The sequence below is a fragment of the Streptomyces sp. NPDC003027 genome (assembly GCF_053591435.1).
Genome location: NZ_JBSFTU010000007.1, coordinates 123281 through 146266, shown reverse-complemented (window position 1 = coordinate 146266; position 22986 = coordinate 123281). Strand labels below are relative to the sequence as shown.

Annotated in this window: 16 protein-coding genes; 8 read left to right on the top strand and 8 right to left on the bottom strand. The window is 72.7% G+C overall.

The annotated features are described in order from the left end of the window. Positions 1-156 precede the first annotated feature (156 nt). Positions 157-1143 carry a LacI family DNA-binding transcriptional regulator gene (locus tag ACWDX6_RS08330; RefSeq protein ID WP_451484172.1) on the top strand — a complete coding sequence of 329 codons (987 nt, stop codon included), beginning with the start codon at positions 157-159 and terminating at the stop codon, positions 1141-1143. A 30-nt stretch (positions 1144-1173) separates the two neighbouring features. Here the strand turns inward: ACWDX6_RS08330 and ACWDX6_RS08325 are convergent, their stop codons facing one another. Continuing rightward, positions 1174-2172, bottom strand: coding sequence for a LacI family DNA-binding transcriptional regulator (locus ACWDX6_RS08325; RefSeq protein WP_451484137.1), 999 nt, complete (start codon positions 2170-2172; stop codon positions 1174-1176). Positions 2173-2611: 439 nt separating this feature from the next. Here ACWDX6_RS08325 and ACWDX6_RS08320 point away from each other — a divergent pair, with 439 nt between their 5' ends. Further along, positions 2612-4582: a glycoside hydrolase gene (locus tag ACWDX6_RS08320; protein WP_451484136.1), complete on the top strand. Its 1971-nt coding sequence runs from the start codon at positions 2612-2614 to the stop codon at positions 4580-4582. Between the two features lie 33 nt (positions 4583-4615). On the opposite strand, the gene ACWDX6_RS08315 is transcribed toward ACWDX6_RS08320, so the two are convergent. Then, complete coding sequence (locus ACWDX6_RS08315) at positions 4616-6382, bottom strand: glycoside hydrolase family 35 protein (RefSeq protein WP_451484135.1); 1767 nt, start codon at positions 6380-6382, stop codon at positions 4616-4618. 201 nt (positions 6383-6583) lie between these two features. Between ACWDX6_RS08315 and ACWDX6_RS08310 the strand changes: the two genes are divergently transcribed. Continuing rightward, positions 6584-7321 (top strand): response regulator transcription factor, encoded by a 738-nt coding sequence (locus ACWDX6_RS08310; RefSeq protein ID WP_451484134.1) that lies wholly within the window; start codon positions 6584-6586, stop codon positions 7319-7321. A 404-nt stretch (positions 7322-7725) separates the two neighbouring features. Here the strand turns inward: ACWDX6_RS08310 and pstS are convergent, their stop codons facing one another. Then, the gene (pstS, locus tag ACWDX6_RS08305; RefSeq protein WP_451484171.1) at positions 7726-8850 is read right to left on the bottom strand and encodes a phosphate ABC transporter substrate-binding protein PstS; all 1125 of its coding nucleotides are present in this window, start codon (positions 8848-8850) and stop codon (positions 7726-7728) included. 242 nt (positions 8851-9092) lie between these two features. Between pstS and ACWDX6_RS08300 the strand changes: the two genes are divergently transcribed. The 3 genes from ACWDX6_RS08300 to ACWDX6_RS08290 all read left to right on the top strand — a co-directional run bounded on the left by ACWDX6_RS08300 (position 9093) and on the right by ACWDX6_RS08290 (position 11225). Beyond that, on the top strand, positions 9093-9314 hold the full coding sequence (locus tag ACWDX6_RS08300; protein ID WP_451484133.1) for a hypothetical protein: 222 nt from the start codon (positions 9093-9095) through the stop codon (positions 9312-9314). A 100-nt stretch (positions 9315-9414) separates the two neighbouring features. Then, positions 9415-9774 carry an ArsR/SmtB family transcription factor gene (locus ACWDX6_RS08295; protein ID WP_451484132.1) on the top strand — a complete coding sequence of 120 codons (360 nt, stop codon included), beginning with the start codon at positions 9415-9417 and terminating at the stop codon, positions 9772-9774. 95 nt (positions 9775-9869) lie between these two features. Continuing rightward, positions 9870-11225 (top strand): MFS transporter, encoded by a 1356-nt coding sequence (locus ACWDX6_RS08290; protein ID WP_451484131.1) that lies wholly within the window; start codon positions 9870-9872, stop codon positions 11223-11225. Here ACWDX6_RS08290 and ACWDX6_RS08285 read toward each other — a convergent pair. From ACWDX6_RS08285 to ACWDX6_RS08265, 5 genes are all read right to left on the bottom strand, one after another. Further along, positions 11188-14262, bottom strand: coding sequence for an alpha-mannosidase (locus ACWDX6_RS08285; protein ID WP_451484130.1), 3075 nt, complete (start codon positions 14260-14262; stop codon positions 11188-11190). The genes ACWDX6_RS08290 and ACWDX6_RS08285 overlap by 38 nt on opposite strands. 13 nt (positions 14263-14275) lie before the next feature. Continuing rightward, complete coding sequence (locus ACWDX6_RS08280; RefSeq protein WP_451484129.1) at positions 14276-15583, bottom strand: glycoside hydrolase 5 family protein; 1308 nt, start codon at positions 15581-15583, stop codon at positions 14276-14278. A gap of 29 nt (positions 15584-15612) precedes the next feature. After that, the gene (locus ACWDX6_RS08275) at positions 15613-16455 is read right to left on the bottom strand and encodes a carbohydrate ABC transporter permease (protein ID WP_451484128.1); all 843 of its coding nucleotides are present in this window, start codon (positions 16453-16455) and stop codon (positions 15613-15615) included. Between the two features lie 2 nt (positions 16456-16457). After that, entirely contained in the window at positions 16458-17330 is an 873-nt protein-coding gene (locus tag ACWDX6_RS08270) for a carbohydrate ABC transporter permease (protein ID WP_451484127.1), read from the bottom strand. Between the two features lie 67 nt (positions 17331-17397). After that, positions 17398-18681 carry an ABC transporter substrate-binding protein gene (locus tag ACWDX6_RS08265; RefSeq protein ID WP_451484126.1) on the bottom strand — a complete coding sequence of 428 codons (1284 nt, stop codon included), beginning with the start codon at positions 18679-18681 and terminating at the stop codon, positions 17398-17400. 165 nt (positions 18682-18846) lie between these two features. Here ACWDX6_RS08265 and ACWDX6_RS08260 point away from each other — a divergent pair, with 165 nt between their 5' ends. Both ACWDX6_RS08260 and ACWDX6_RS08255 read left to right on the top strand, forming a co-directional pair. Next, the gene (locus tag ACWDX6_RS08260; protein WP_451484125.1) at positions 18847-19866 is read left to right on the top strand and encodes a LacI family DNA-binding transcriptional regulator; all 1020 of its coding nucleotides are present in this window, start codon (positions 18847-18849) and stop codon (positions 19864-19866) included. 431 nt (positions 19867-20297) lie between these two features. Beyond that, a complete protein-coding gene (locus tag ACWDX6_RS08255; protein WP_451484124.1) occupies positions 20298-22748 on the top strand; it encodes an endo-beta-N-acetylglucosaminidase in 2451 nt (816 codons plus the stop codon). Positions 22749-22986 lie beyond the last annotated feature (238 nt).

Here is a 22986-nt window from a genome sequence, read left to right as displayed (position 1 = left end):
TAGCGTGATGGTGACACTCCCACTGGGGGGCGTCAAGCACGAAGCAGTGGTGGAGGGAAGGGATTTCCGGTGGCGGAGAAGGATGCGCCCGCAGGCGCGGGGACGGGCGGCGGCGGGGGCCGGACGGCCGCGGCAGGGCGCCGGCGCCGCGTCTCGATGGCGGACGTCGCACGGGTCGCGGGCGTCTCGTCGCAGACGGTCTCCCGGGTCTCCAACGGAGACCCGGCGGTGGTCGAGAAGACGCGGCAGAAGGTGCTCGACGCCATGAAGCAGCTCGGTTACCGGCCCAACAGCGCCGCCCGCGCCCTCAAACGCGGGGACTTCAGGACCATCGGCGTCATCACGATGAGCCTCTCCAGCACCGGCAACGTGCGGACCCTGGAGGCGATCGCGAGCTGCGCGTCCCGCGCGGGGTACGCGGTCACGCTGATCCCGCTCGACGCCCCGACCCAGGACAACGTCAAGGGCGCCTTCACGCGCCTCGACGAGCTCGCGGTGGACGCGGTCGTCCTCATCATGGAGGTGCATCTCCTCGACACGACGTCGCTGACCCTGCCGCCCCATGTGACCGTGGTCGTCGTGGACTCCGACGCCGGCGACCGCTTCCATGTGGTGGACACCGACCAGCAGCAGGGCGCGCGGACGGCGGTACAGCACCTCCTGGAGCTCGGTCACCGCACGGTGTGGCACGTCGCCGGGCCGCGGGAGTCCTTCGCGGCGGGCCGTCGCGAGGCGGCGTGGGAGGCGGCGCTGCGTGCGGAGGGCCGCGAGGTTCCCCCGCTCCTGCGCGGTGACTGGACCTCGGAATCCGGCTACGAGGCGGGTCTCCGGCTGGTGGACGAGGCCGAGTGCACGGCGGTGTTCGTGGCGAACGACCAGATGGCCCTCGGGGTGCTGCGGGCGCTGCACGAGCGCGGCAGGCGGGTGCCGGAGGAGGTCAGCGTGGTCGGTTTCGACGATGTGGCGGAGGCGGGTTCCTTCATCCCGCCGCTGACCACGGTCCACCAGGACTTCGCCAAGGTCGGGGAGCTGTGTGTCGACGCCGTCCTGCGGGAGTTGGGCGGCGGAACGCTGGAGCGGGGCACGACGCTCGTCCCGACCCGCCTCGTCGTCCGCGCCAGCACCGCACCCGGCCCGGTCTGAACGGGAGGCCCGAGCCGGGTGCCCGACCGGTCAGGTCCCGCCGCCTCCCGGGGCCGGCGGCGCGGTGCTGGCGCGGACGACGAGGGCCGGTTCCACCGCCATCCGGCGCGGGCCCTCCGCCCTGCCGTCGATCTGGTCGAGCAGGAGGGCGACGCAGTGGCGGCCCACCAGGTCGAAGTCCTGGCGCACCGTCGTCAGGGGCGGCTGGAAGAAGGCCGCCTCCGCGGTGTCGTCGAAGCCGATCACGCTGACGTCCCCCGGCACGTCGCGCCCGGCCTCGTGCAGGGCGCGCATCAGCCCGAGCGCCATCTGGTCGTTGGCGGCGAAGACGGCCGTCACCTCCGGGCGCCCGGCCAGTTCCCGGCCGGCCCGGTATCCGGACGCCGCCGTCCACGCGCCGTACAGGACAGGGGGGATCGGGGCCCCGGCCGCCGCGAGCGTGGCCCGCCAGGACTCCGCGCGCCGCCGGGCGGCGAAGGAGTCGCGAGGGCCGGCCACGTGCCAGACCGTGCGGTGGCCCAGGCCCAGAAGATGGGTGACCGCGCTGTGGGCGCCGAGGGCCTGGTCGAAGTCGACGTGGGGATGGCGGTGTCCGGCGTCGCCGTCGGCGACGACGACCGGCATGGCGGGCGGCAGGCGCAGGGACGGAGTGTCCAGTATCTGCGACTCGACCAGCACGATGCCGTCGACGGACTGGAGCATCAGATGCTGGAACGCCCGCTGCACGGCCGCCTCCGTCTGAGCCCGTACACCCATGAAGTTCACGGAGAAGTCCGCCTCTCGCGCGGCGTCGGCGATGGCGCCGAGCGTCCGCGCGTTCCCGTGGGCGCTCACGTCGAAGCTGATGATGCCCAGCGCCCCGAACCTGCCGGTGACCAGGGCGCGCGCCGCCGTGTTGGGGCGGTAGCCGAGCGTCCGCATCGCCGCGAGGACCTTCTCGCGGGTCGTCGAGTCGACGTTCTCCCGGTTGTTGGAGACCCGGGAGACGGTCTGCGACGACACTCCGGCCAGGGCTGCGACGTCCGCCATGGAGGGCCACTGCCTGGCAGGGCGCGCGCGTGGCGTCCTGGTCCTCTTCTCGGTCGCCATCGGCCCGCCCCCTCCGCCCGCCCCGAACCCCTGGAAGCCCTGGAAAGGGCGCTGCGCGGACGCAGGGCGCCGCAGCCGCATGTTGACGCAAACACATCTCCCGGTCAAACCGGTGCCCGCTCCTGTCAGGAGCCTTGACAGGGATGGAGGGCGCTTCCAGACTCTCCCCACGGCGCCGGTGTTTACGCAAACATCGTCGATTGATCTCGCCGGCCGGCATGACGGACAACCACGCCCCGCACGCCCCGCCCCACACCCCAGGGAGTCGCACGTGTCTGCCACCCGTACGCGATCAGTGCCCCGCCGCCGGCCTCGCGCCCGCCCTCGAACCGGGCCGAGGTCCCCCCGACCGGTCGCGGCACTCGCCGCCGCCTGCGCCGTGGCCGCCCTCGCCGCCACCGGAACCACCGGACTCGCCGGGCCTCGAGCGACGGCGGCCGAGGCGGCGGCGGCCGAGGCGACGGCGGGAACGCTGACGGTCCGCCTCGATCCCAGCTACCAGCAGCCGTCGTTCCAGGGGTGGGGGACCGCCCTCGCGTGGTTCGCCAACGTCACCGGCGGCTGGCCCGACGCCCAGCGGAACCGGCTGGCGGACGACCTGTACGGCGCCAACGGGCTCGGCTTCACCATCGCCCGGTACAACATCGGCGGCGGCGACAGCCCGGAGACCGCGCCCTACATGCGCGCGGGAGCGGCGGTGCCCGGCTACTGGAACCGGCCGGGACCGGAGTCGCCCGACTGGTGGGACCCCGCCAGGGCCGACCACTGGAACCCGAACGCCGACGCCAACCAGCGATGGTGGCTCACGGCGGCCAAGGCGCGCGGCGCCCGGACCTTCGAGGCGTTCTCCAACTCCGCTCCGTACTTCATGACCAACAGCGGCCTCGTCTCGGGAGCCACGGACCCGAACAAGGACAACCTCCGCTCCGACCAGTACGAACGGTTCGCCGCCTACCTCTCCGGCGCCCTCCGGCGCGCGCAGGACTCCACCGGCGTACGGTTCGACTCCCTCTCCCCGGTCAACGAGCCGAACACCGGATACTGGCGTGCCGGCGGCCGCCAGGAGGGCTCGCACTGGGACCCGGCCTCGCAGGCCCGCATGGTCTCCACGCTCCGCGCCACGCTCGACGCCGACGGGGTCGCCACCCCGATCGCGGCGATGGACGAGACCAACTCCGGCCTGTTCCGTACCAACTGGGAGTCGTACGCGCCCGCCGTGCGCGACGCCGTCGGCCGGCTCAACACCCACACGTACGGCACCAACGGCCGTACCGGTGTGCGGGACATCGCCAAGGGCGAGGCCATCCCGCTGTGGATGTCCGAGGTGGACCTCGGCGGCAGCGTCCCGCAGTCCTTCACCGACATGAGCCCCGCGCTCGACCTGGCCCGTCGCATCAACGACGACATCAAGGAGCTGGAGCCCCGGGCCTGGGTGCTGTGGCAGGCCGTCGAGGACTACGAGAACATGACTCCGGACCGCGAGAACTCCAACTGGGGCCTGATCCAGACCGACTTCACCCCGGCCGACGCGGCGACCGAACCGATCCGCAAGAACAAGAAGTACTGGGCGATGGCCCAGTACAGCCGCTTCGTCCGCCCCGGCGCCCGCGTCATCAACACCGACGACCCGCACACCCTGGCCGCCCTGCGCCCCGGCGGGCAGGGAGCCGTCGTCGTCCACACCAACCCCACCACCGCCAACCGGGAGATCACGCTCGACCTGAACGGGTTCCAGAGCGTCAGCGGCGCCCCCGTCCAGCGCTACACCACCGACGCCTCCAGGAACCTCCAGCGGGAGGATGACGTGACGACCGCGGGCAAGACCCTCAAGGTCACCGTCGGGCCCGGATCCGTCACGACCTTCGTCCTGCCCGGCGTCTCCGGTGTGAACCGGGCCGCCGCCACGGCGCCCGTCGGCGCGCCCCGCCAACTCGTCAACGACCACAGCGGCATGGCGCTCGCCGTCACGACCGTCAACGGCGCGAGCGTGCCCGTGCAGCGCGTCTCCGACCCGGCCGACCCGGCCCAGCGGTGGACCTTCACCAAGCTCTCCTCGTCCGACTGGGGCAACACCGCCACCTACCGCGTCACCCACGTCGGGACCGGCAGGGCCCTCTCCGTCACCGGGGGAACCCTGACCCTGGCGACGCCCGGATCGTCGACCGGGCAGCAGTGGACGCGCTCGACCACCGGCAACGGCCGCACCACACTGATCAACACCGCCACCGGCAGTCTCCTCGACGTGACGGGCGCCTCGACGAGCGACGGCGCCCCCGTCGGCGTCTACCGGCCCACGACGGGCGGCAACCAGTCCTGGACCCTCCCCGTCGCCGCCGCGGCGAAACCCTGACCGGCCCGCCACGGCACGGCCCGGCGTGGAGGCCTACTCCTCGGTCGGGCCGAGGTCGTGCGTGTCCCTGAAGTCGACCGTGCGGGCCCGGCGGGCGGCGTGGAGTTCCAGCAGGACGATCTCGTTGGGGCCGGGGCGCAGCACGGGCCCCGGGACGTAGAGAGACCGCTGGGGCCCCCGGGACCAGTACCGGCCGAGCGGAAAGCCGTTGATCCAGGCGTTGCCCTTGGTCCATCCGCCGAGGTGGAGGAAGGTGTCGGCGAGGGGCCGGGAGGCCGTGCCACCGAGTTCGAAGGTGCCGCGGTGGAACGCCGGACCGACCGGTGCGGCGGTGGTCGGGGCGAAGTCCAGGCCGTCGAGGGAGGTCAGCGGCAGCGGCCGGTTGGTCCAGCCGACGAGTTCCGTGCCGTCCAGCGTCACCCTGCCGGGCAGTCCCTTGCGGTCGTGGATGCCCGGCCCGTAGTTGACCCGCCCCTGGTTCTCCACGAGCAGGCCGAGGACGGAGCCGGAGCGAGGCACGGTGAAGGCGATCGCGTGCTCGTGGTTCTCCCGCTCCAGGACTCCGACGGGCCGCCCGTCGAGGAGGACCTGGGCGCGGTCGCGCACCTGCTCCACTTCGAGCAGGACGGGTCCGGCGGCCGGCAGGGCCGTCTCGTACAGGACGAATCCGAAGTCCTGCCCCAGCTCCTCCATCGTCAGCGGATGCCGGGAGGCCACGCTGTCGCCGAGCGCCGGAGCGCACGCCAGCAGACCGGCGCTCTCGGTCAACTCCACCGCGCCCAGGGCGAGTTTTCCGGCCCGCGCCGGCACCGACTCCGCCGGGACCGGGGCGTACTTCGCGATCACCTCTCGGAAGGCCGTGAACTTCCCGGTCGGGTCCCCGGCTTCGTCGAGGGGCGCGTCGTAGTCGTAGGAGGTGACGGTCGGCCGGTAGGTGTGCTTGTCGTTGGCGCCGTTGGTGAAACCGAAGTTCGTCCCGCCGTGGAACATGTAGAAGTTGACCGACGCGCCCGTGGCCAGGAGTTCGTCGAGTTCGCGCGCCGCCAGGTCCGGGTCGCGGACCACATGGTGGCCGCCCCAGCGGTCGAACCAGCCGATCCAGAACTCCGAGGAGAGCAGGGGCCCGGCCGGCCGGCGGGCGCGCAGGGCGGCGAAGTTCTCGGCGGAGCGGCTCCCGAAGTTCGCCGTCGCGAGCACCCCCGGCAGGGCTCCCCGCTCCAGATCGGCGGGCTGGTCGCAGGTGAACAGGGGGACGTCCACACCGTTACGGCGGAGCGAGGCGGCGAGATGCTCCAGGTAGGCGGTGTCGTCGCCGTACGCCCCGTACTCGTTCTCCACCTGCACCGCGAGCACCGGTCCGCCGCGCGTGGCGAGGTAGGGCGCGAGCGGGGTGAGGAGCCGCTCGAAGTAGTCGTCGACCGCGGAGAGGAAGCGGGGATCGCGGGAGCGCAGCCGGATACCGGGCTCGGCCAGCAGCCATGACGGCAGGCCCCCGCCCTCCCATTCGGCGCAGATGTACGGGCCGGGGCGGAGCAGGACGTGGAGCCCCTCGGCGGAGGCGAGGCCGAGGAAGGCGGGCAGATCGAGCGCGCCGTCCAGGCGGAACCGGTCCGGCCGCGGCTGGTGGAGGTTCCAGGGGACGTACGTCTCGACGGTGTTGAGGCCCATGAGACGGGCCTTGCGCAGGCGGTCGGCCCACTGGGCGGGGTGGACTCGGAAGTAGTGCAGGCCGCCGGACAGGAGCCGGAAGGGTTCGCCGTCGAGTCGGAATCCGCCGTCGTCGATCTGTAGAACGGGCATGTGCTGCTGCTCCTGTGCTGGAGGGGAGGCGCGTCGGCGCGGGCAGCCCTGCTGCCATTCCCTGTATGTTTACGTAAACATGCAGGGATGGCAAGCCCTCCGGCTTCCGACGGGCATCCCGGTACGGGCAAGAGCCCCTGCCCCTGACGGAGGGCGGTCGTACGATGGTCGGCCAGGACCGGATCGGGCCCGGAGGACAGCGTGGACCAACTCCCCGTGGTGGACGTCGACCGGCTGCTCGCCGTCGTCGCCGACTGCCACTCCGCGCGTACGCTGCCGGAACTCGGCGGCCTGCTCACCGAGTCGCTGGCCGGGCGCCTCGACCTCCGGCACGCCGCCGTCCTCACGGGGGACACCCGCCCCCGTCTCTTCCGGGACGCGACGGCGCAGGCCTCCGGACTCGCGGTGCCGACCATGGACGCGTACCGGGAACGCTTCCACCGGCTCGATCCCATCGCCCTCGCCGCCTCGCGGGCGACGGGTCGCGCGTCCGCGAGGCCCCTGACGCTGCTCGACGTGGAGCATCTGATCGAGGGGGAACGGCGTTCGTACGTCGACGACTTCCTGAGGCCGGCGGGCATCGGCGCGGTCATGGCCAAGTCGTGGTCCTCGCCCGACGCCGGTCTGCTCTTCGGCGTGGCGCTCTTCGACGCGCAGGAGAGGGCCTTCGGCGCCCGGGAGACCACCCTGCTCGGGTCCCTCGGCCCGGCGGTCCTGCGGATCGCGGCCGGGCTGCTCGACGCCAGGCCGCCCTGGGCGCCGCTGCTCACCCCGCGCGAGACGGAGGCGGTCGCCCTGCTCAGCGAGGGCCTGACCGACGATCAGATCGCGCACCGCATGGTCGTGGACGTGGGGACGGTGAAGAAGCACCTCGCCGCGGCCCGCCGCAAGTCCGGCAGCCCCAACCGCGTCGCCCTCGCCCGGGCCTGGGCGGGCTGACCGGACTCCGGCGACCGCGGCCGCCTCCGTCGCGCCTGTCACCAGCGCCGGCAGCAGTCGCGGCACCGGCTCCGTGCCCCCGCCTCGGCTCCGCGGCCCGCTCGGTCGCCCCGGTCTCGACCCGTGCCCCGGCTCTCCGGCCCCTGCACCGCCGTCTCAGCCGCGGCCGCGGCCCCCCTCGGGCCTCGCCGCTCCACCGTGCCGGTCCGGTCCCCCGTTCCGGACCGGCACAAGAGGAAGGCTGGCTTCCTCTCGTGCGGCCCTCAGGATCGCCCATCACGGGGACACCGGCCATGGGTCGAAAGGAGAAGATCCCGGGGCCGGGCGTGAGAGCGGGACCTGTCCCTGCCGGCGGGCACCGTCGTCGCGTCCGCCTCCTGCGGGCTCCCGGCGCGCTTCCCCGCTCAGGACAGCGTGCCGACGACCTCTCGTACCTGAGCCGCCACGGAGTCGGGCAGGGGAGCGTGGTGGATCGAGGGCAGCAGCCGCTGCCCGTCCTCGCCCGCGGTGTAGGAGAGGAAGGACTTCAGCGCGGGAAGGGTCTCCGGATCGTTGCCCCTGTCGCAGACGATCTCGTACGTCACCAGGACGATCGGGTACGCGCCTTCGGCGGACGTCCTGTAGTCCAGGTCCAGGGCCAGGTCCCCGCCCTCACCGGCGACTTCGGCCTCGGCGATGCCCGCCGAGGCGCTCCGGGTGCTCGGCGCGACGGGTTCGGACGCGCCCGTCGCGACGCGTACGGTGTCGATCCCGCGCTTGACGGCGAAGGACAGCTCGAAGTAGCCGATGGCGCCCTCGGTCTGGGCCACCGTGCCGGCGACCCCGTCCGAACCGGTCCCCGACTGACCGCCCCGCGCCTGCCACTTCTTGCCCGCCGGGTACGGCCAGGACGTCCGGGCCGCGGCCTTGAGATAGGCGGTGAAATTCTGGGTGGTGCCGGAGTCGTCGGCGCGGTGGACCGGGACGACGGGCAGATCGGGCAATGTCGTCCCGGGGTTGAGGCGTTGGATCGACGGATGGTTCCAGCGGGTGATCCGGGCGTCGAAGAGGCGGGCGAGGGTCGGGGCGTCGAGCACCAGGCCGCTCACCCCCGGCACGTTGTGGCCGATGGCGATCGGGCCGCCGGCCATGGGCAGGTCGATCGCCCGCCCGCCGTCGCAGACGCCCTTGCTCTCCTCCACGTCCTGGCGGCTCAGCGCCTCGTCCGTGCCGCCGAACGCGGTGGCCCCGCGCTGGAACTGGGCGACGCCCGCCCCCGATCCGAGCGGGTTGTAGGCGACCTCCACCCCGGCGCAGGCTCGCTGGTACTGCTGGATCCACCGCTTCATCGCGTTCTGCTGCGCCGAGGACCCGGAGCCGCGTACCTTGCCGGACGCGGCGCACTCGACGTCCGGTACGGCCTGCGCGGCCGACGGCCTGCCGTCGCCCTCGGAGCCGCCCGCGCCACAGGCCGCGACCAGCAGCGTTCCGGCCACCGCGGCCGCCACGCCGCGCCGGCGGCCGGCCCGTCCCCTGCCTCGGAGCCGCACCATGTCCCCCCTTGGGGTGTACGCGCGTGATCCCTGCGGACCGACGCGGATGAACGGCCGCGGCGCACACCGGCGGCCCGGTGCGAGAATGATCAGCGAGAGCGTGGAGCACGAGGTGGAGCCGAGGTGAACGCGAGTCGTCCTTCGGACGACCTTCAGGCGGTGCGCGTCACCGCCGGCTCCACCGGGCGAGAGTTCGAGACTGTTCCTCGGTGGCCCCGGCGGCGCATACTGGCCTCACGATGACAAACCGATCCGCGCCCCGGCGCCACCTGCCCACCAGCCCCTTCGCGGCCCCTTCCGACCCTGTGATCAAGGATTTCTCCGTCGGCGACCGCGTGTCCCACGATCGTCACGGTCTGGGGACGATCATCGGCCAGGAGTCGACGGGTGCCCTGCTCGTCGACTTCGGTGCCAGCCGGCTCCGCATCCTGAGCCCCTACAAGGGCATGCACAAGCTCTGAGCACGCCCGTGAGCCCCGTCCCCCGGCGCGCAGTGCCGGGGGGGCGGGGCTTTCGCGTGCGGCGGGAGGGGTTCCCGAGGTCCGCGCCTACCATGGGCGCATGGCCGAACGCGAGGGATCCCCGACCGCGAACGGTGCGCACCAGCGCACCCCCGGCGGCCCGGAGCTGGCCGCCGCCGCCGGGGTGTTCGCGCTGCTCGCGGACCCGACCCGGCTGCATCTGGTGTGGCTGCTGACCCGGGGGGAGTCGGACGTCACCGCCCTCGCCGAGGCGTGCGGCGCCGCCCGCCCGGCCGTCAGCCAGCATCTGGCCAAGCTGAGGCTCGGCGGCCTCGTCCAGCACCGCAAGGACGGGCGCAGGGTGGTCTACACGCTGCCGGACGGGCACATGCGGCGCCTTGTGGTCGAGGCGATCAGCCACGCGGACCATCAGGTCACCGGGGAGCCCTGGCACGACTGACGCTCTTCGGCGCCGATCCGGATATCGTCATGTGCGCAACCATGCACATGTCGGTTACGGTGTGAGGGTCCCGTAGCCGAGCGAGGGGCGGGCCCATGCCGACCGTGCTGCGCCACCGAACGTACCGGCGCCTCCTCACCGCCCAGGTCGTCGCCCTGGCCGGCACCGGCCTCGCGACCGTCGCCCTCAGCCTGCTCGCCCACGACCTCGCGGGCGCCGACGCCTCCGCGGTCCTCGGCACCGCACTGGCCCTCAAGATGACCGCGTACGTCGGCGTCGCACCGGTCATCAGCGCGCTCGCCGACCGCGTACCCCGGCGGGCGCTCCTGGTCTCCATGGACCTGATCCGCGCCGCGGCCGCGCTCACCCTCCCGTTCGTCACCCAGGTGTGGCAGATCTACGCCCTGATCCTGCTGCTCCAGGCCGCGTCCGCCGCCTTCACCCCCGCCTTCCAGGCCACCCTTCCCGACGTCCTGCCCGACGAGCGCGACTACACCCGCGCCCTGTCGCTCTCACGGCTCGCCCACGACCTGGAGAACGTCCTCAGCCCGGCCCTGGCCGCCGCCCTGCTGACCTGGTTCGCCTACGACTGGCTCTTCGCCGGAACCGCCCTCGGCTTCCTCGCCTCCGGCGCCCTCGTCCTCTCCGTCCTGCTCCCCCGACCGGAACCGGCCGAGCGCACCGGCGGCCTGTACGCCAGAGCCTCCTTCGGCACCCGGCTCTTCCTCGCCACCCCGCGCCTGCGCGCCCTCCTCGCCCTCGACCTCGTCGTCGCCGCCGGCGGGGCGATGGTCCTCGTCAACACCGTCGTCCTGGTACGCGACACCCTCGGACGTTCCGCCGCCGATGTGTCCCTCGCCCTGGCCGCGTACGGCGCCGGCTCCATGACCGTGGCGCTGCTGGTGCCCCGCGCCCTCGACCGGATCGGCGAACGGAGCCTCATGCTGCCCGCCGCCTTCGTCCAGACGGCCGTCCTCGCCCTCCTCCCGCTCGGCCTGCGCGGCGGCGGGGCCGCCTGGCCCTGGCCCGCCCTGCCGGCCGCCTGGCTGATCCTCGGGGCCGCCACCTCGGCCGTCCTCACCCCCGCCGGACGCCTGCTGCGCCGCTCGGGGCGCCCGGCCGACCTTCCCGCCCTGTTCGCGGCCCGGTTCTCCCTCACCCACGCCTGCTGGCTGCTCACCTACCCGCTCGCCGGCTGGACGGCCGCCGGCGCCGGTCCGCCGGCCTCGGCCGCCGTCCTCACCGCGGTCGCCCTCGGCGGGGCCGTCGCCGCCGTACGCCTGTGGCCGCGCACGGACCGGGGCGAGCGGGAAGACGCGGTCGCCGGACCGGCGCCGGCCCACCCGCGCCCGCAGGATGGTGGCCGGCGCCACGCTCGTCCCGCCCCGTTCGGCTCCCCGCCGCCTCCCGGGGTCAGCCCACGGCCGCCGAGCGGGCGAAACGCAGCGTGAGGAGCTCGAAGGGGCGCAGCCGAAGCTCCACGGCGCCGTCCACGACGCGCACGCCCTCCCCGGTGGAGTCGGCCGACGGGCGCTCCAGGAGGTCGCAGACCTCCACGCCGTCGAACCCCCCGGGAAGCGCGGGCGTGAGCCGGGCCCGGGCACGCCCGCCCCGGGACTCGTAGACACGGACGACCAGATCCCCGCTGCGGTCGTCGGCGAGCTTCACGGCGCTGACCACCACGGCGTCGTCGTCCACGGCGACGAGCGGGACGACATCGGCGCCACCCGGCACCCGCCGCTCGGGCAGATTGACGCGATAGCCCTCGCGCACGGCGTCACCGACGGCCGCGCCGGGGACCAGCGCGTGGCGGAAACGGTGCACACCCTGGTCGGTGTGCGGGTCGGGGAAGCGCGGGGCGCGCAGCAGGGAGATCCGTACGGTCGTCGTGGTGCCCCGGTCCTCGGCCCGCACGGTCCGGGTGACGTCGTGGCCGTAGGTGGAGGCGGTGACGAGGGCGACTCCCCAGCCCGGCTCCTCCAGATGGACGAAGCGGTGGTTGCAGGCCTCGAACTTCGCCGCCTCCCAGCTGGTGTTGGTGTGGGTGGGCCGGTGCAGATGGCCGAACTGGGTCTCGGCGGCGTAGCGGTCGGTGTGGAGGTCGAGCGGGAAGGCGGCCTTGAGGAACTTCTCCGTCTCGTGCCAGTCGATCTCCGTGTCCAGGTCCAGCCGCTTGGCCCCGGCGGTCAGCGTGAGCGTCTGCACCGCCCGCGACGCGCCGAAGGAACGGGTCACCCGGACCGACACCGACCCCGGGCCGTCGGCGACCACCGTCACCTCGTCGGCCTCGGTCAGATCGGTGACCGTGTTGCGATAGAACTGGTCGACGTCCCAGGCGTCCCACATGTTGGGGAAGTCCGGGTGGATCTGCAGCAGGTTCGCGGCCGCGCCCGGGGCGATCGTCTCGCGACCGGCGGCGAGGTCGACCACCGACACCACCAGGCCCCGCGCGTCCACGCCGACCCGCAGCAGCCCGTTGGAGAGCACATGCCCGCCGTCCGGCGCCGACTCCACCGTGCAGTCGCCGGACGCCTCGACGACCCTGCGGGCCCCGCCGGCCGGAACCCCGGAGCGCTCGTGCGGGGCCGCGTTGAAGACCACCTCGCCGCCCGCCGCGCCGTCACCCGCCGCGCCGTCGTCCGCGAGCGCCCGCTGAGCGCGCTCCACGACGCCGGTCAGCTCCTCGGCGACCGCCGCGTACGTCCGCTCCGCCTCCCGGTGCACCCAGGCGATCGAGGACCCCGGCAGGATGTCGTGGAACTGGTGCAGCAGCACCGTCTTCCAGATCCGGTCCAACTCCTCGTACGGGTAGGGGAAGCCGGCCCGCACGGCCGCGGTCGCGGCCCACAGCTCGGCCTCCCGGAGCAGGTTCTCGCTCGCCCGGTTGCCCTGCTTGGTCCTCGCCTGGCTGGTCAGCGTCGCCCGGTGCAGCTCCAGATACAGCTCGCCCACCCACACCGGGGCGTCCGGGTACTCGGCCTCCGCCTTGGCGAAGAACTCGGCCGGCCGCTCCCAGCCCACCCGCGCCGAGCCCTCCAGGTCCCTCAGCCGCGCGGCCTTCGCGACCATCTCCCGCGTGGTGCCGCCGCCCCCGTCCCCCCAGCCGGTCGGGGCGATCGAGTGCCGCGCCCGCCCCTTGTCCTTGAAGTTGCGGGCGGCGTGGGCGATCTCCTTGCCCCGCATCGAGCAGTTGTACGTGTCGACCGGCGGGAAGTGCGTGAAGATCCGCGTCCCGTCGATGCCCTCCCACCAGAAGGTGTGGTGCGGAAAGGTGTTGACCTGGCTCCACGAGATCTTCTGCGTGAGCAGCCACCTGGAGCCCGCCGCCCTGATGATCTGCGGCAGGCCGCCGGCGAAGCCGAAGGTGTCGGGCAGCCACGCCTCCTCGTTCTCGACCCCGAACTCCTCCAGGAAGAACCGCTTGCCGTGCACGAACTGGCGGGCCATCGCCTCCGAGCCCGGCATGTTCGTGTCCGACTCCACCCACATGCCGCCCGCCGGGACGAACCGGCCGTCGGCGACCGCCTTCTTCACCCGCGCGTACACCTCGGGCCGGTGCTCCTTGATCCACGCGTACTGCTGGGCCTGCGACATCGTGTAGACGAAGTCCGGCTCGTCCTCCAGGAGCGCCGTCATGTTGGCGGTGGTCCGCGCCACCTTCCGTACCGTCTCGCGCAGCGGCCACAGCCATGCCGAGTCGATATGGGCGTGGCCCACCGCGCTGATCCGGTGCGCCGACGGCTCGGCGGGCGAGGCGAGGACCTCCGCGAGCCGCTCCCGGGCCGCGGCGGCCGTGCCGTTCACGTCCTGGAGGTCGATCGCGTCCAGGGCCCGCTCGACCGCCCGCAGGATGTCCCAGCGGCGGGCTCCCTCCACCGGCAGCTCCGCCATCAGCTCGCCGAGGACCTCCAGATCCATCACGAGCTGCCACACCGTCTCGTCGAAGACCGCCAGATCCATCCGCGCCAGGCGGTACTGCGGTGTGTCACCGGCCGTCTCCCTGTCCCCCAACCCGGTCGGCAGGAAGGGGTGGTAGTCCAGGATCACCGGGTTGGACGCGGCCTCCACATGCAGCAGCACCTCCTCGCCACCGGCCGCCGGGGCGGCGATCCGCACCCACTGGTTGCGGGGGTTGAGCCCTTTCACCGGAGAGCCGTCGGGGCGGTAGACGAGCCCCTCGCACTGGAACCCGGGCATGTTCGCGTCGAAGCCGAGGTCGATCAGGGCCTCGACGGTCCGGCCCGCCCAGGCCGCCGGCACCGTGCCCGACACGGTGAGCCAGCTCGTACCCCAGGGCGCGCCCCAGACGTCGCCCACGGCGATCGGCGTACGCGGGGCGGCGAGCCCCTCGGCCACCGGCACCGGTTCGTCGGGCGCGGTCCAGATCCCGACCCGGAGCGGCACCGACTCCGGATGGATCGCCGGCCGGACGCGCTCGTCGAGGACGCGCTTGAGGCGGGACTCGATCAGGCTGCGGTCGTCGTGCATGGCAGTCGCTCCCTCAGATGGAAAAGGTGGGTCGGGCCCGGACGACGCCGCCGACCGTGACCGTCTCGGTGATGCCGCGTCCGATGAGATGGTCGCGGTCCGCGGCGCGCGAGGCCAGCACGACCGCCGGCCTGGCGCCGTCGGCGGCCAGGCGCATGAACGCCTCGAAGAACACCCCGCCCGGCGCGCAGACCGAGCGCCCGGGGGCCTCGTCGGGGAGGTCGAGGACCAGCGCCGTCGTGCGCGGCAGGGGCCGGTGCTCGCGCGTCCGCAGCTCGGCCACCACCCGGGCGAGCGCCCGCCCGGCCGGCTTCACCTCACGTCCGGTGGTCAGCAGACCCAGGCTGTATTCGAGTTCCGGGAAGTCGGCGAGCGAGCGGTCGACGTCGTGGGAGCACCACCAGGTGACGCCCCACAGGTCCGGGCAGTCCAGCGCGGCGGCCACCGTCGTTCGGGTGAAGTCCGCGGCCCGCTCGGCGGCGACGTGCGGCGCGGGCGCGCCGACCTCCTGGAGCCAGACGGGCCGGTGCGGGTCCTCGGCCCACGCCTTGGACAGCTCGATCATGTACGCGGCGTGCTGACCGGTCGCGAAGGAGTCGGGGCCGTAGCGCTGCGCGGTGCCGTTGAAGACCCACGAGTGCACGGCGGTCGCGGCGCCGAGCCGGGCCGCGTGGGCCGGCGTGAAGGGATGGCCGTCGAGGTACCAGGCGGCGTCGTACGCGGCGTGCAGATGGGTGCGGCCCGGGGCGCCGTCCTCGCACGCCGTGAGCATCCGGCGCAGCCAGCGCTCCGCCTGCCCCGGTGTGATCCGGTCGGGATCGGGATGCGGGTCGCCGGAGAACTGGTTGATCTCGTTGCCCAGTGTCATGCCCAGGAAGCCCGGCCGGTCCGCGAGCGCCGAGGCGAGGGTGCGCAGATAGGCGGCCTGTCCGTCGAGGACCTCGGGGTCGGTGAAGATGTTCCGCCGATGCCAGGTGACGGTCCAGGACGGCTGGAAGTCGAAGCTGGAGAGATGCCCTTGGAGCCCGTCGACGGCGACGTCCAGGCCGCGCTCGGCCGCCGCGTCGACCAGCCGCACCAGCTGCTCGACCGCGCGCGGGCGGATCCAGGTGCGGTTCGGCTGGAAGACGGGCCAGAGCGGGAACGCCCGGATGTGGTCCATGCCGAGCGCGGCGATCGAGTCCAGGTCGGCCCGGACGGCGTCCAGGTCGAAGTCGAGCCAGTGGTGGAACCAGCCTTCACTGGGCGTGTAGTTGACGCCGAAGCGGGGGGCGGCGGCCCGGTGGCCGGCTCCGGCGGGGCTGCCCTGAGGGGTGGTCATGGGTGCGGCGGATCCTTCCTGTGCGGGGTTCATCCCTTGACCGCGCCCTCCTCCACGCCCTTGAAGAAGAACCGCTGGAGCGTGGCGAACACGGCGACGACCGGCAGGAAGGCGATCATGGTGCCGGCCGCGATCAGCCGGGGGTTGGCGGAGAAGGTGCCGTTGAGGTACTGCAATCCCACCGTGAGGGTGTAACGGCTGGGGTCGTTGAGGACGATCAGAGGCCAGAGGAAGTCGTCCCAGGCGCCGATGAAGGTGAAGATCACGACGACGCTGAGCATGCCCCGGACGTTCGGCAGCCCCACATGGATCAGACGCTGCCAGACGGTGGCGCCGTCGACCAGGGCGGCCGCGTCGAGGTCGGGCGGGACGGCCTGGAACGCGGTGTACATCAGGAGCACGTTGAGCATCGCGATGGCACCGGGCAGGGCGACGCCGAGCAGGGTGTCGGTCAGACCGAGGCTGCGTACAGTCACGTACTGCGAGACGATGGTGACCTCGCCGGGCAGCACGAGCGTGGCCAGGAAGAGGCCGAGGACCAGCCGTACGCCCCGGAAGCGCAGCCGGGACAGCGCGAAGCCGGCGAGGGTGGCGCCCACCACGTTGCCGACCACCGCGACGGCCGCCACCACCAGGGAGTTCGCCGCGTAGGTCCACACCGGGACGGTGTCGGCGACCTTCCCGTAGTTGGCGAAGGTCGGGTCCTGGGGCAGGAAGTCGGGTGTACGGGAGAAGACGTCCTCGCCGGGGCCCTTGAGGGAGGTCGACAGCTGCCACAGGAACGGTCCGACGGTGAGCAGCAGGACCAGCGCGAGCAAGGCGTAGCGCACCGCCTTCTCGGCCGGCGAGGGGGTGTTGAAGCTCCGGGCCACGGTCACACCCCCTTCCGGTTCAGCCGCGCGAGGAGCAGCATCGGGCCGATGGTGATCAGGAAGAGCAGCAGGCTGAGGGCGGATGCGTAGCCGATGTGACCGGTGAAGCCGCGGCTGTACATCTGGATGAGCATGACCACCGACATGTCGCGGCCGCCCGGGCCGCCGGTGCCGTCGGACAGGACGTACAGCTCGGAGAAGACCCGCAGGGCCGAGACCGAGATCAGTACGGAGACCAGCATCATCGCGGGCCGTACGCCGGGCAGGGTGACGTGCCAGAAGCGGCGGACGGCCGACGCGCCGTCGACGGCGGCCGCCTCGTGCAGCTCGCGGCCGACGTTCCCGAGCGCGGACAGATAGATGACCATGTAGTAGCCGAGGCCCTTCCACACGGTGAGGGCGATCGCGCTGAACAGCAGCAGCCAGCGGTCGGTGAGGAAGGAGACCGGCCGGTCCGCCAGGCCGAGCTGTCCGAGCAGACCGTTGAGCAGGCCGCGCTCGTCGAGGACCCAGCCCCAGATCAGCGCGACCACGACAGCGGAGGCGACGACCGGGGTGTAGAACGCGGTACGGAAGAAGGTGATGCCGGGCAGCTTCTTCTCCACGAGCAGGGCGAGGAGGAGGGGCAGCAGGGTGAGCAGCGGCAGGCAGACGAGCAGGTAGACGATGCTGTTGATCAGCGCGTCGACCAACTGCTCGTCGTTCAGGGCGCGTTCGTAGTTGTCGAGGCCGGTGAAGTGTCCGCCGCCGAGCGGCTTGGCGTTGGTGAACGACAGGATCACGGTGTTGACCGCGGGCCACAGGTTGAAGACGGCGAGCCAGACCACGGCCGGCCCGGCGAGCAGCCACGGGGTGAACCAGCGCCGGTGCGTCATGAGGTGCGGGCCTTCCTGGCGGGAGCGGCCGTGCGGACGGCGGGCCCGTCCGCACGGGGGCCGGTTCTCAGTCCTTCAGCATCTGGTTGCAGCGGGCCACCGCCGTGTCCAGCGCCTCCCGGGAGCCGGCCTGGCCGCTGAGGGCGAGCGCGATCTGCTGGTTGACGACCGTCTTGATCGCGTCGTTGGCCTGTACGGGCTCCAGCATCCGGGCGCCGGCGAGCGAGGCGAAGGCGGTGACCTTGGCGTCACCCGCGTTGGTCCCGTCGCTCTTGCTGAAGAAGGCGTCGTCCGACGAGGCCTTCGTCGAGGGGAAGATGCTGGTGAGGCGGGCGAAGGCGGCCTGGTTTCCGGTGTTGGTCACCCAACGGGCCAGCGCCAGGGCGGTGGCCCGGTTCTCGGTCGCTCTGGAGACCGACAGACCCTGGACGTACAGCGGCGGGGTCCCCATGGCGGGGGAGGAGACCACCTTCGGGGCGAGGCTCGGGTTGTCGGTCGCCAGGGACGTGATGTAGTTGCCGCCGGCGGTGGTCCAGGCGGCCGTCCCGGAGTTGAACAGCTTGGTGTTCCCGGCGTACGTCTCGGTCAGCACGTCCTGGGGGAGCAGCCCCTCCTTGAACGCCGCGCGGTACGTGTCGAGCAGTGCGGCGGCCTCGGGGGTGTTGAAGGTGAAGCTCTTGCCGTCGTCCGACATGAGCTTCACCCCGGCGTTGGCGAAGTCCATCAGGCCGGGCTTGCGGCTCATCAGGTACACCGAGCCGCCGGACCTCCGCTTGACGGTCCTGGCCGCGGCGATCAGCTGGTCCAGGTCGGCCGGCGGCTTCTTCGGGTCGAGGCCGTAGCGGGTGAGGAGCTCGGAGTTCCAGTAGTTGACATCGGTGTTGAGGTACCAGGGATAGCCGTGGACACCGGTGTGCCCGGCGAACCGGTAGGCGTCGACACCGCCTTCGACGTAGTCGGCCTCCAGCTTCGGGTCCGCCGCGGCCACGTCGAGCAGCATGCCCTGCTTCACCAGCGGCAGGGCGAAGTCCGGCGGCAGATTGACCACGTCGGGCAGGCTCCCGCCGGCCGCCTGGCTGAGCACCTTCTCGGAGTAGCCCTCGCCGGGCTGGTCGAGCCACTCCACCCGGACACCGGGGTGCTTCCTCTCGAAGGCGTCGATCACGCCCTCCATGTACGCGGTGAACTTCGGCTTCAGGGCCCAGGTCTGGAGCGAGACCGTGCCCTTCACCTCGCCGCTTCCGGCCGCGCCCCCGCCGTCGGTGCCGCTCGGGTCGCCGAGCCCGCAGCCCGCCAGCGCGGCCGCCGCGACCGCGGCCGCGGCCATCCGTATCCAGTGGCTTCTTCGCATCTGAGAGATCTCCCGGTCGGTTCTGATCTGTTCTGGCGGAGGGAAGCACAGCTACTAAACCGGTCTAGCGATGGGGGACTATGCTCCGGCTAGACTCCGCTGTCAAGGGAGTGCGGAGAACACGCGTGGAAGTGCCGAGGACGCGTGTGACGGAAGGGGCGCCGCGTGGGCAGACCGACGATCGCCGACATCGCCCGGCGGGCCGGCGTGTCCAAGGGCGCGGTGTCGTTCGCGCTGAACGGACGGCCGGGGGTCAGCGAGGCGACCCGCGAGCGGATCCTGCGCGTCGCCGAGGAGATGAACTGGCGCCCGCACAGCGCCGCACGCGCACTGGGCGGGGCGCGGGCCGGGGCGGTCGGACTGGTCATCGCCAGGCCGGCCCGGACCATCGGTCTGGAACCGTTCTTCAGCCAGCTGCTGAGCGGTCTGCAGGCCGGACTCTCGACGCGCGGTACGGCGCTTCAGCTCCTGGTGGTCGAGGACACGGCCGCCGAGATCGACGTCTACCGCCGCTGGACCTCCGAACACCGGGTCGACGGCTTCGTCCTGGTCGACCTCCAGGTGCGCGACCCCCGGATCCCCGTCCTCGAAGAGCTCGGCGTCCCCGCGCTGGTGATCGGCGGACCCGGCCGGCACGGCGCCCTGCCCAGCGTCTGGGCGGACGACCGCGAGGCGATGGTGTCGATCGTCGACTACCTCGCCGCGCTCGGCCACCGCCGGATCGCCCACCTCGCCGGACTCCCCGCCTTCCAGCACACCCAGCGCCGCATCCGCGCCGTCCGCGACAGCGCCCGCCGCCTCGGTCTCACCGAGGCCGTGTCGCTGCCGACCGACTTCAGCGACGCCGAGGGCGCGGCCGCCACCCGGGCGCTGCTCGCCCGGGCGCGGCGGCCCACGGCGATCATCTACGACAGCGACGTGATGGCGGTCGCCGGGCTCGGGGTCGCCACCGAGATGGGCGTGGCGGTTCCGGGTGAGCTGTCGATCGTCTCCTTCGACGACTCCGCGCTCGCCCGGATCGTCCACCCCTCGCTCACCGCGCTCTCCCGCGACACCTTCGCGCTGGGCGAGCAGGTCGCGCGGGCGCTCCTCGCGGTCGTCGACGACCCGGGGGCCGCGGGCGACATCAAGAACCCCACGCCCCGGCTCACGGTCCGCGAGAGCACGGCGCCACCGGCCCCTTGACCCGGTCGACTAAAGCCGTTTAGCCTCCCGGGGCGAGACGGCCGGTTCCGCGTGCAGATCGCGGGACCCCCGACGGGGCCGGAACGACCGGCCGACCCCGACCGACCCGGGCTCGCGCGAGCCCACCGAGCAGGACCCGGCCGCCCCGCTGAGCAACCGAGCAGGACCGGGCCGACCCCGACCGACCCGGGTCTCGGGTGGAGGCTCGACCGAGCAGGGGCCCCGGCCGACCGGCCGAGCCCACCGAGCACGACCCGGCCGACCGGCGGATCCCACCGAACAGGGGCCGCGACCGGCCGTGCCTCGACCGGCCGTGCCTCGACACGGACGCCGCCGCGCACCTCGTGCAGCCCGTCCTTTCGCGTCATCCGCACCACCAGTACCTCCAGCACGCCCAGCACCCCACCCCTCCCGCTGGACCGGAGCATCGGATGAGACGACACTTCCCCCTCCTGCTGAGCGCGGCCCTGATCGCCGCCCTGCTCGGCCTCGCCCCCTTCACCCCCTTCACGCCCGAGGCGCGCGCCGAGCCACGTACCCAGGCGCGCGCCGCGATACCGGCCGCGGGCGACCAGCCCTACGCCTCGTACTGGCACCCGAACACCCTCCTGGACTGGGACCCGGCCACCGACCCCGACGCGCGGTTCAACCGCTCCCGCGTCCCCCTGCGGCCGCGCGTCTCCGACCCCGCCCTGAAGGCCAACGCCCACGCCCGCCCGGGCGAGGGGAAGATCGCCTCCCTGGTCTCCTTCGGCCCCACCTCGAACAACCCCTCGCAGGGCTCGGACAACCCCCACTACTACGCCTTCGGCCACTGGCAGTACATCGACACACTGGTCTTCTGGGGCGGCTCCGCCGGCGAGGGCCTCATCCTCGCCCCGAACGCGACCGTCATCGACGCCGCCCACCGCAACGGCGTCAAGGTCTACGGCACCGTCTTCTTCCCGCCCACCGCCTACGGCGGCCAGCTCCAGTGGGTGCGCGACTTCGCCCAGAAGTCGGGCGGCAGGTTCCCGGTCGCCGACAAGCTCGCGCAGGTCGCCCGGTACTACGGCTTCGACGGCTGGTTCATCAACCAGGAGACCGCCGGCGGCGACGCCGCCCTGGCGACCGCACTGCGCGAGGAGATGCGCTACGCCCGCGGCCTCGGCCCGATCGAGTTCATGTGGTACGACGCGATGACCGAGTCGGGCGCGGTCAGCTGGCAGGACGCCCTCACCTCCGCCAACGACTCCTTCCTCCAGGAGGGGACGCTCCGCACCTCCGACTCGATGTTCCTCGACTTCGGCTGGAGCGCCTCGGGCCTCGACTCCTCCCGTACCCTCGCCCGCGACCTCGGCCGCTCCGAGTACGAGCTGTACTCCGGCATCGACACCGAGGCGAACGGCTACCACACCTCCGTCCCCTGGGCCTCGGTCTTCCCCGCCGGAAAGCCGCACGTCACCTCCCTCGGCATCTACCGCCCCGAGTGGACCCACACCTCCTCCGCCGACCGGGCCGACTCCCACGCCCGCGAGTCGCGCTACTGGGTCGGAGCCAACGGCGACCCGTCCGACACCACCACGACCTCCGCCTGGAAGGGCCTCGCCCACTACGTCCCCGAGTCGTCCGCCGTCACCGCCAAACCGTTCGTCACCTCCTTCGGCGCCGGTCAGGGCGACTTCTTCCACTCCGCCGGCGTACGGGTCTCGTCGTCCGGGTGGAACAACCTCTCGCTCCAGGACGTGCCGCCCACCTACCGCTGGCTGGTCGACTCCACAGGAAGCCGCCTCACCCCGTCGATCGACTTCACCGACGCCTACGAGGGCGGCTCCTCGCTCCGCCTGACCGGCACCCTCGACGCCGTCAACACCGTCCGGCTGTACCAGACGAGGCTCCCGGTCGCCGCCGACACCAAGCTGTCCATGGTGGTCAAGACACCCACGGCGGGGCCCACCCGGCTCCAGGCCGCCGTCTCCTTCACCGACGCGCCGACCGCCTTCACCACGCTCGACCTCGGCTCCACCGCCACCACGGGCTGGGAGCGCAAGACCTTCGACCTCTCCGCCCACCGCGGCCGGACCATCGCCCAGATCGGACTGCGGGCCTCCGGCTCCGACCCCTCGTACGACGTGAAGGTCGGCCAGATCGCCGTCCACGACGGAACGGTGGACCGCACGGCCGCCCCGACCGGCCTCACCGTGCTCGGCACCACCGACGCCGGCCCGACCCGGAAGTCGCTGCGCCTGACCTGGACGGCGCCCGCGTCCGGCTCCGTGCACCACTACGAGGTGTTCCGGCGCAACGCCGACGGCACCCGCACCTTCCTCGGCGGCACGCCGAACGACGCCTACTTCGTCTCCCGGCTCGACCGGGCGGGGTCGGAGACCACGACCACGCTCGACGTCGAGGCGGTCTCCACCGAGTACGGCCGCTCGCCCGCCGCCACGACCACCGTCGCCTGGTCGAGCGCCACCGACGCGAATCTCGCGCTGAACCGCCCCGCCACCGCGTCCGGCCGGTGCAACGACGCCGAGGCACCGGCCAAGGCGGTCAACGGCAGCGTCTTTGGTGGCAACGCCGACAAGTGGTGCACGACGACGACCGCCAAGTGGCTGGAGGTCGACCTCGGCTCGATCCGTACCCTCGACCGTCTCGTGGTGCGGCACGCGGGCGCGGGCGGTGAGGACCCCGCCTGGAACACCCGCGACTTCACGATCAAGGTCCGGGGCTCCACCGCCGACCCCTGGACCACCGCCGCCACCGTCACCGGCAACACCGCGGCGACGACCACCCACCCGGTGACCCTCAGGGCCCGCCACATCCGTCTGGAGATCACCCGGCCGACCCAGACCGGCGACCCCGCCGCACGGATCTACGAGTTCGAGGCCTGGGGGTCTTGACGTAGGGCAAAAAGGGAGGAAAATCTCAAATACACCAGAAAACCAGAGCGAGCCGCACTCGACGGTGAAGACGTTCACCGTCCCGCGTGACCCACTCGCTGGCTCTGGCCAGGCCCCCGGTAGAACTCCCGGGCTCCGGGCTCTCTGCGACGGCCGAGAACCCGGAGTGACGGTGACGGACTACCGGGGACTGTCATGTCCGGGCCCGTCCATGCTCGTCCCCGTCCCTGCTCGTCCA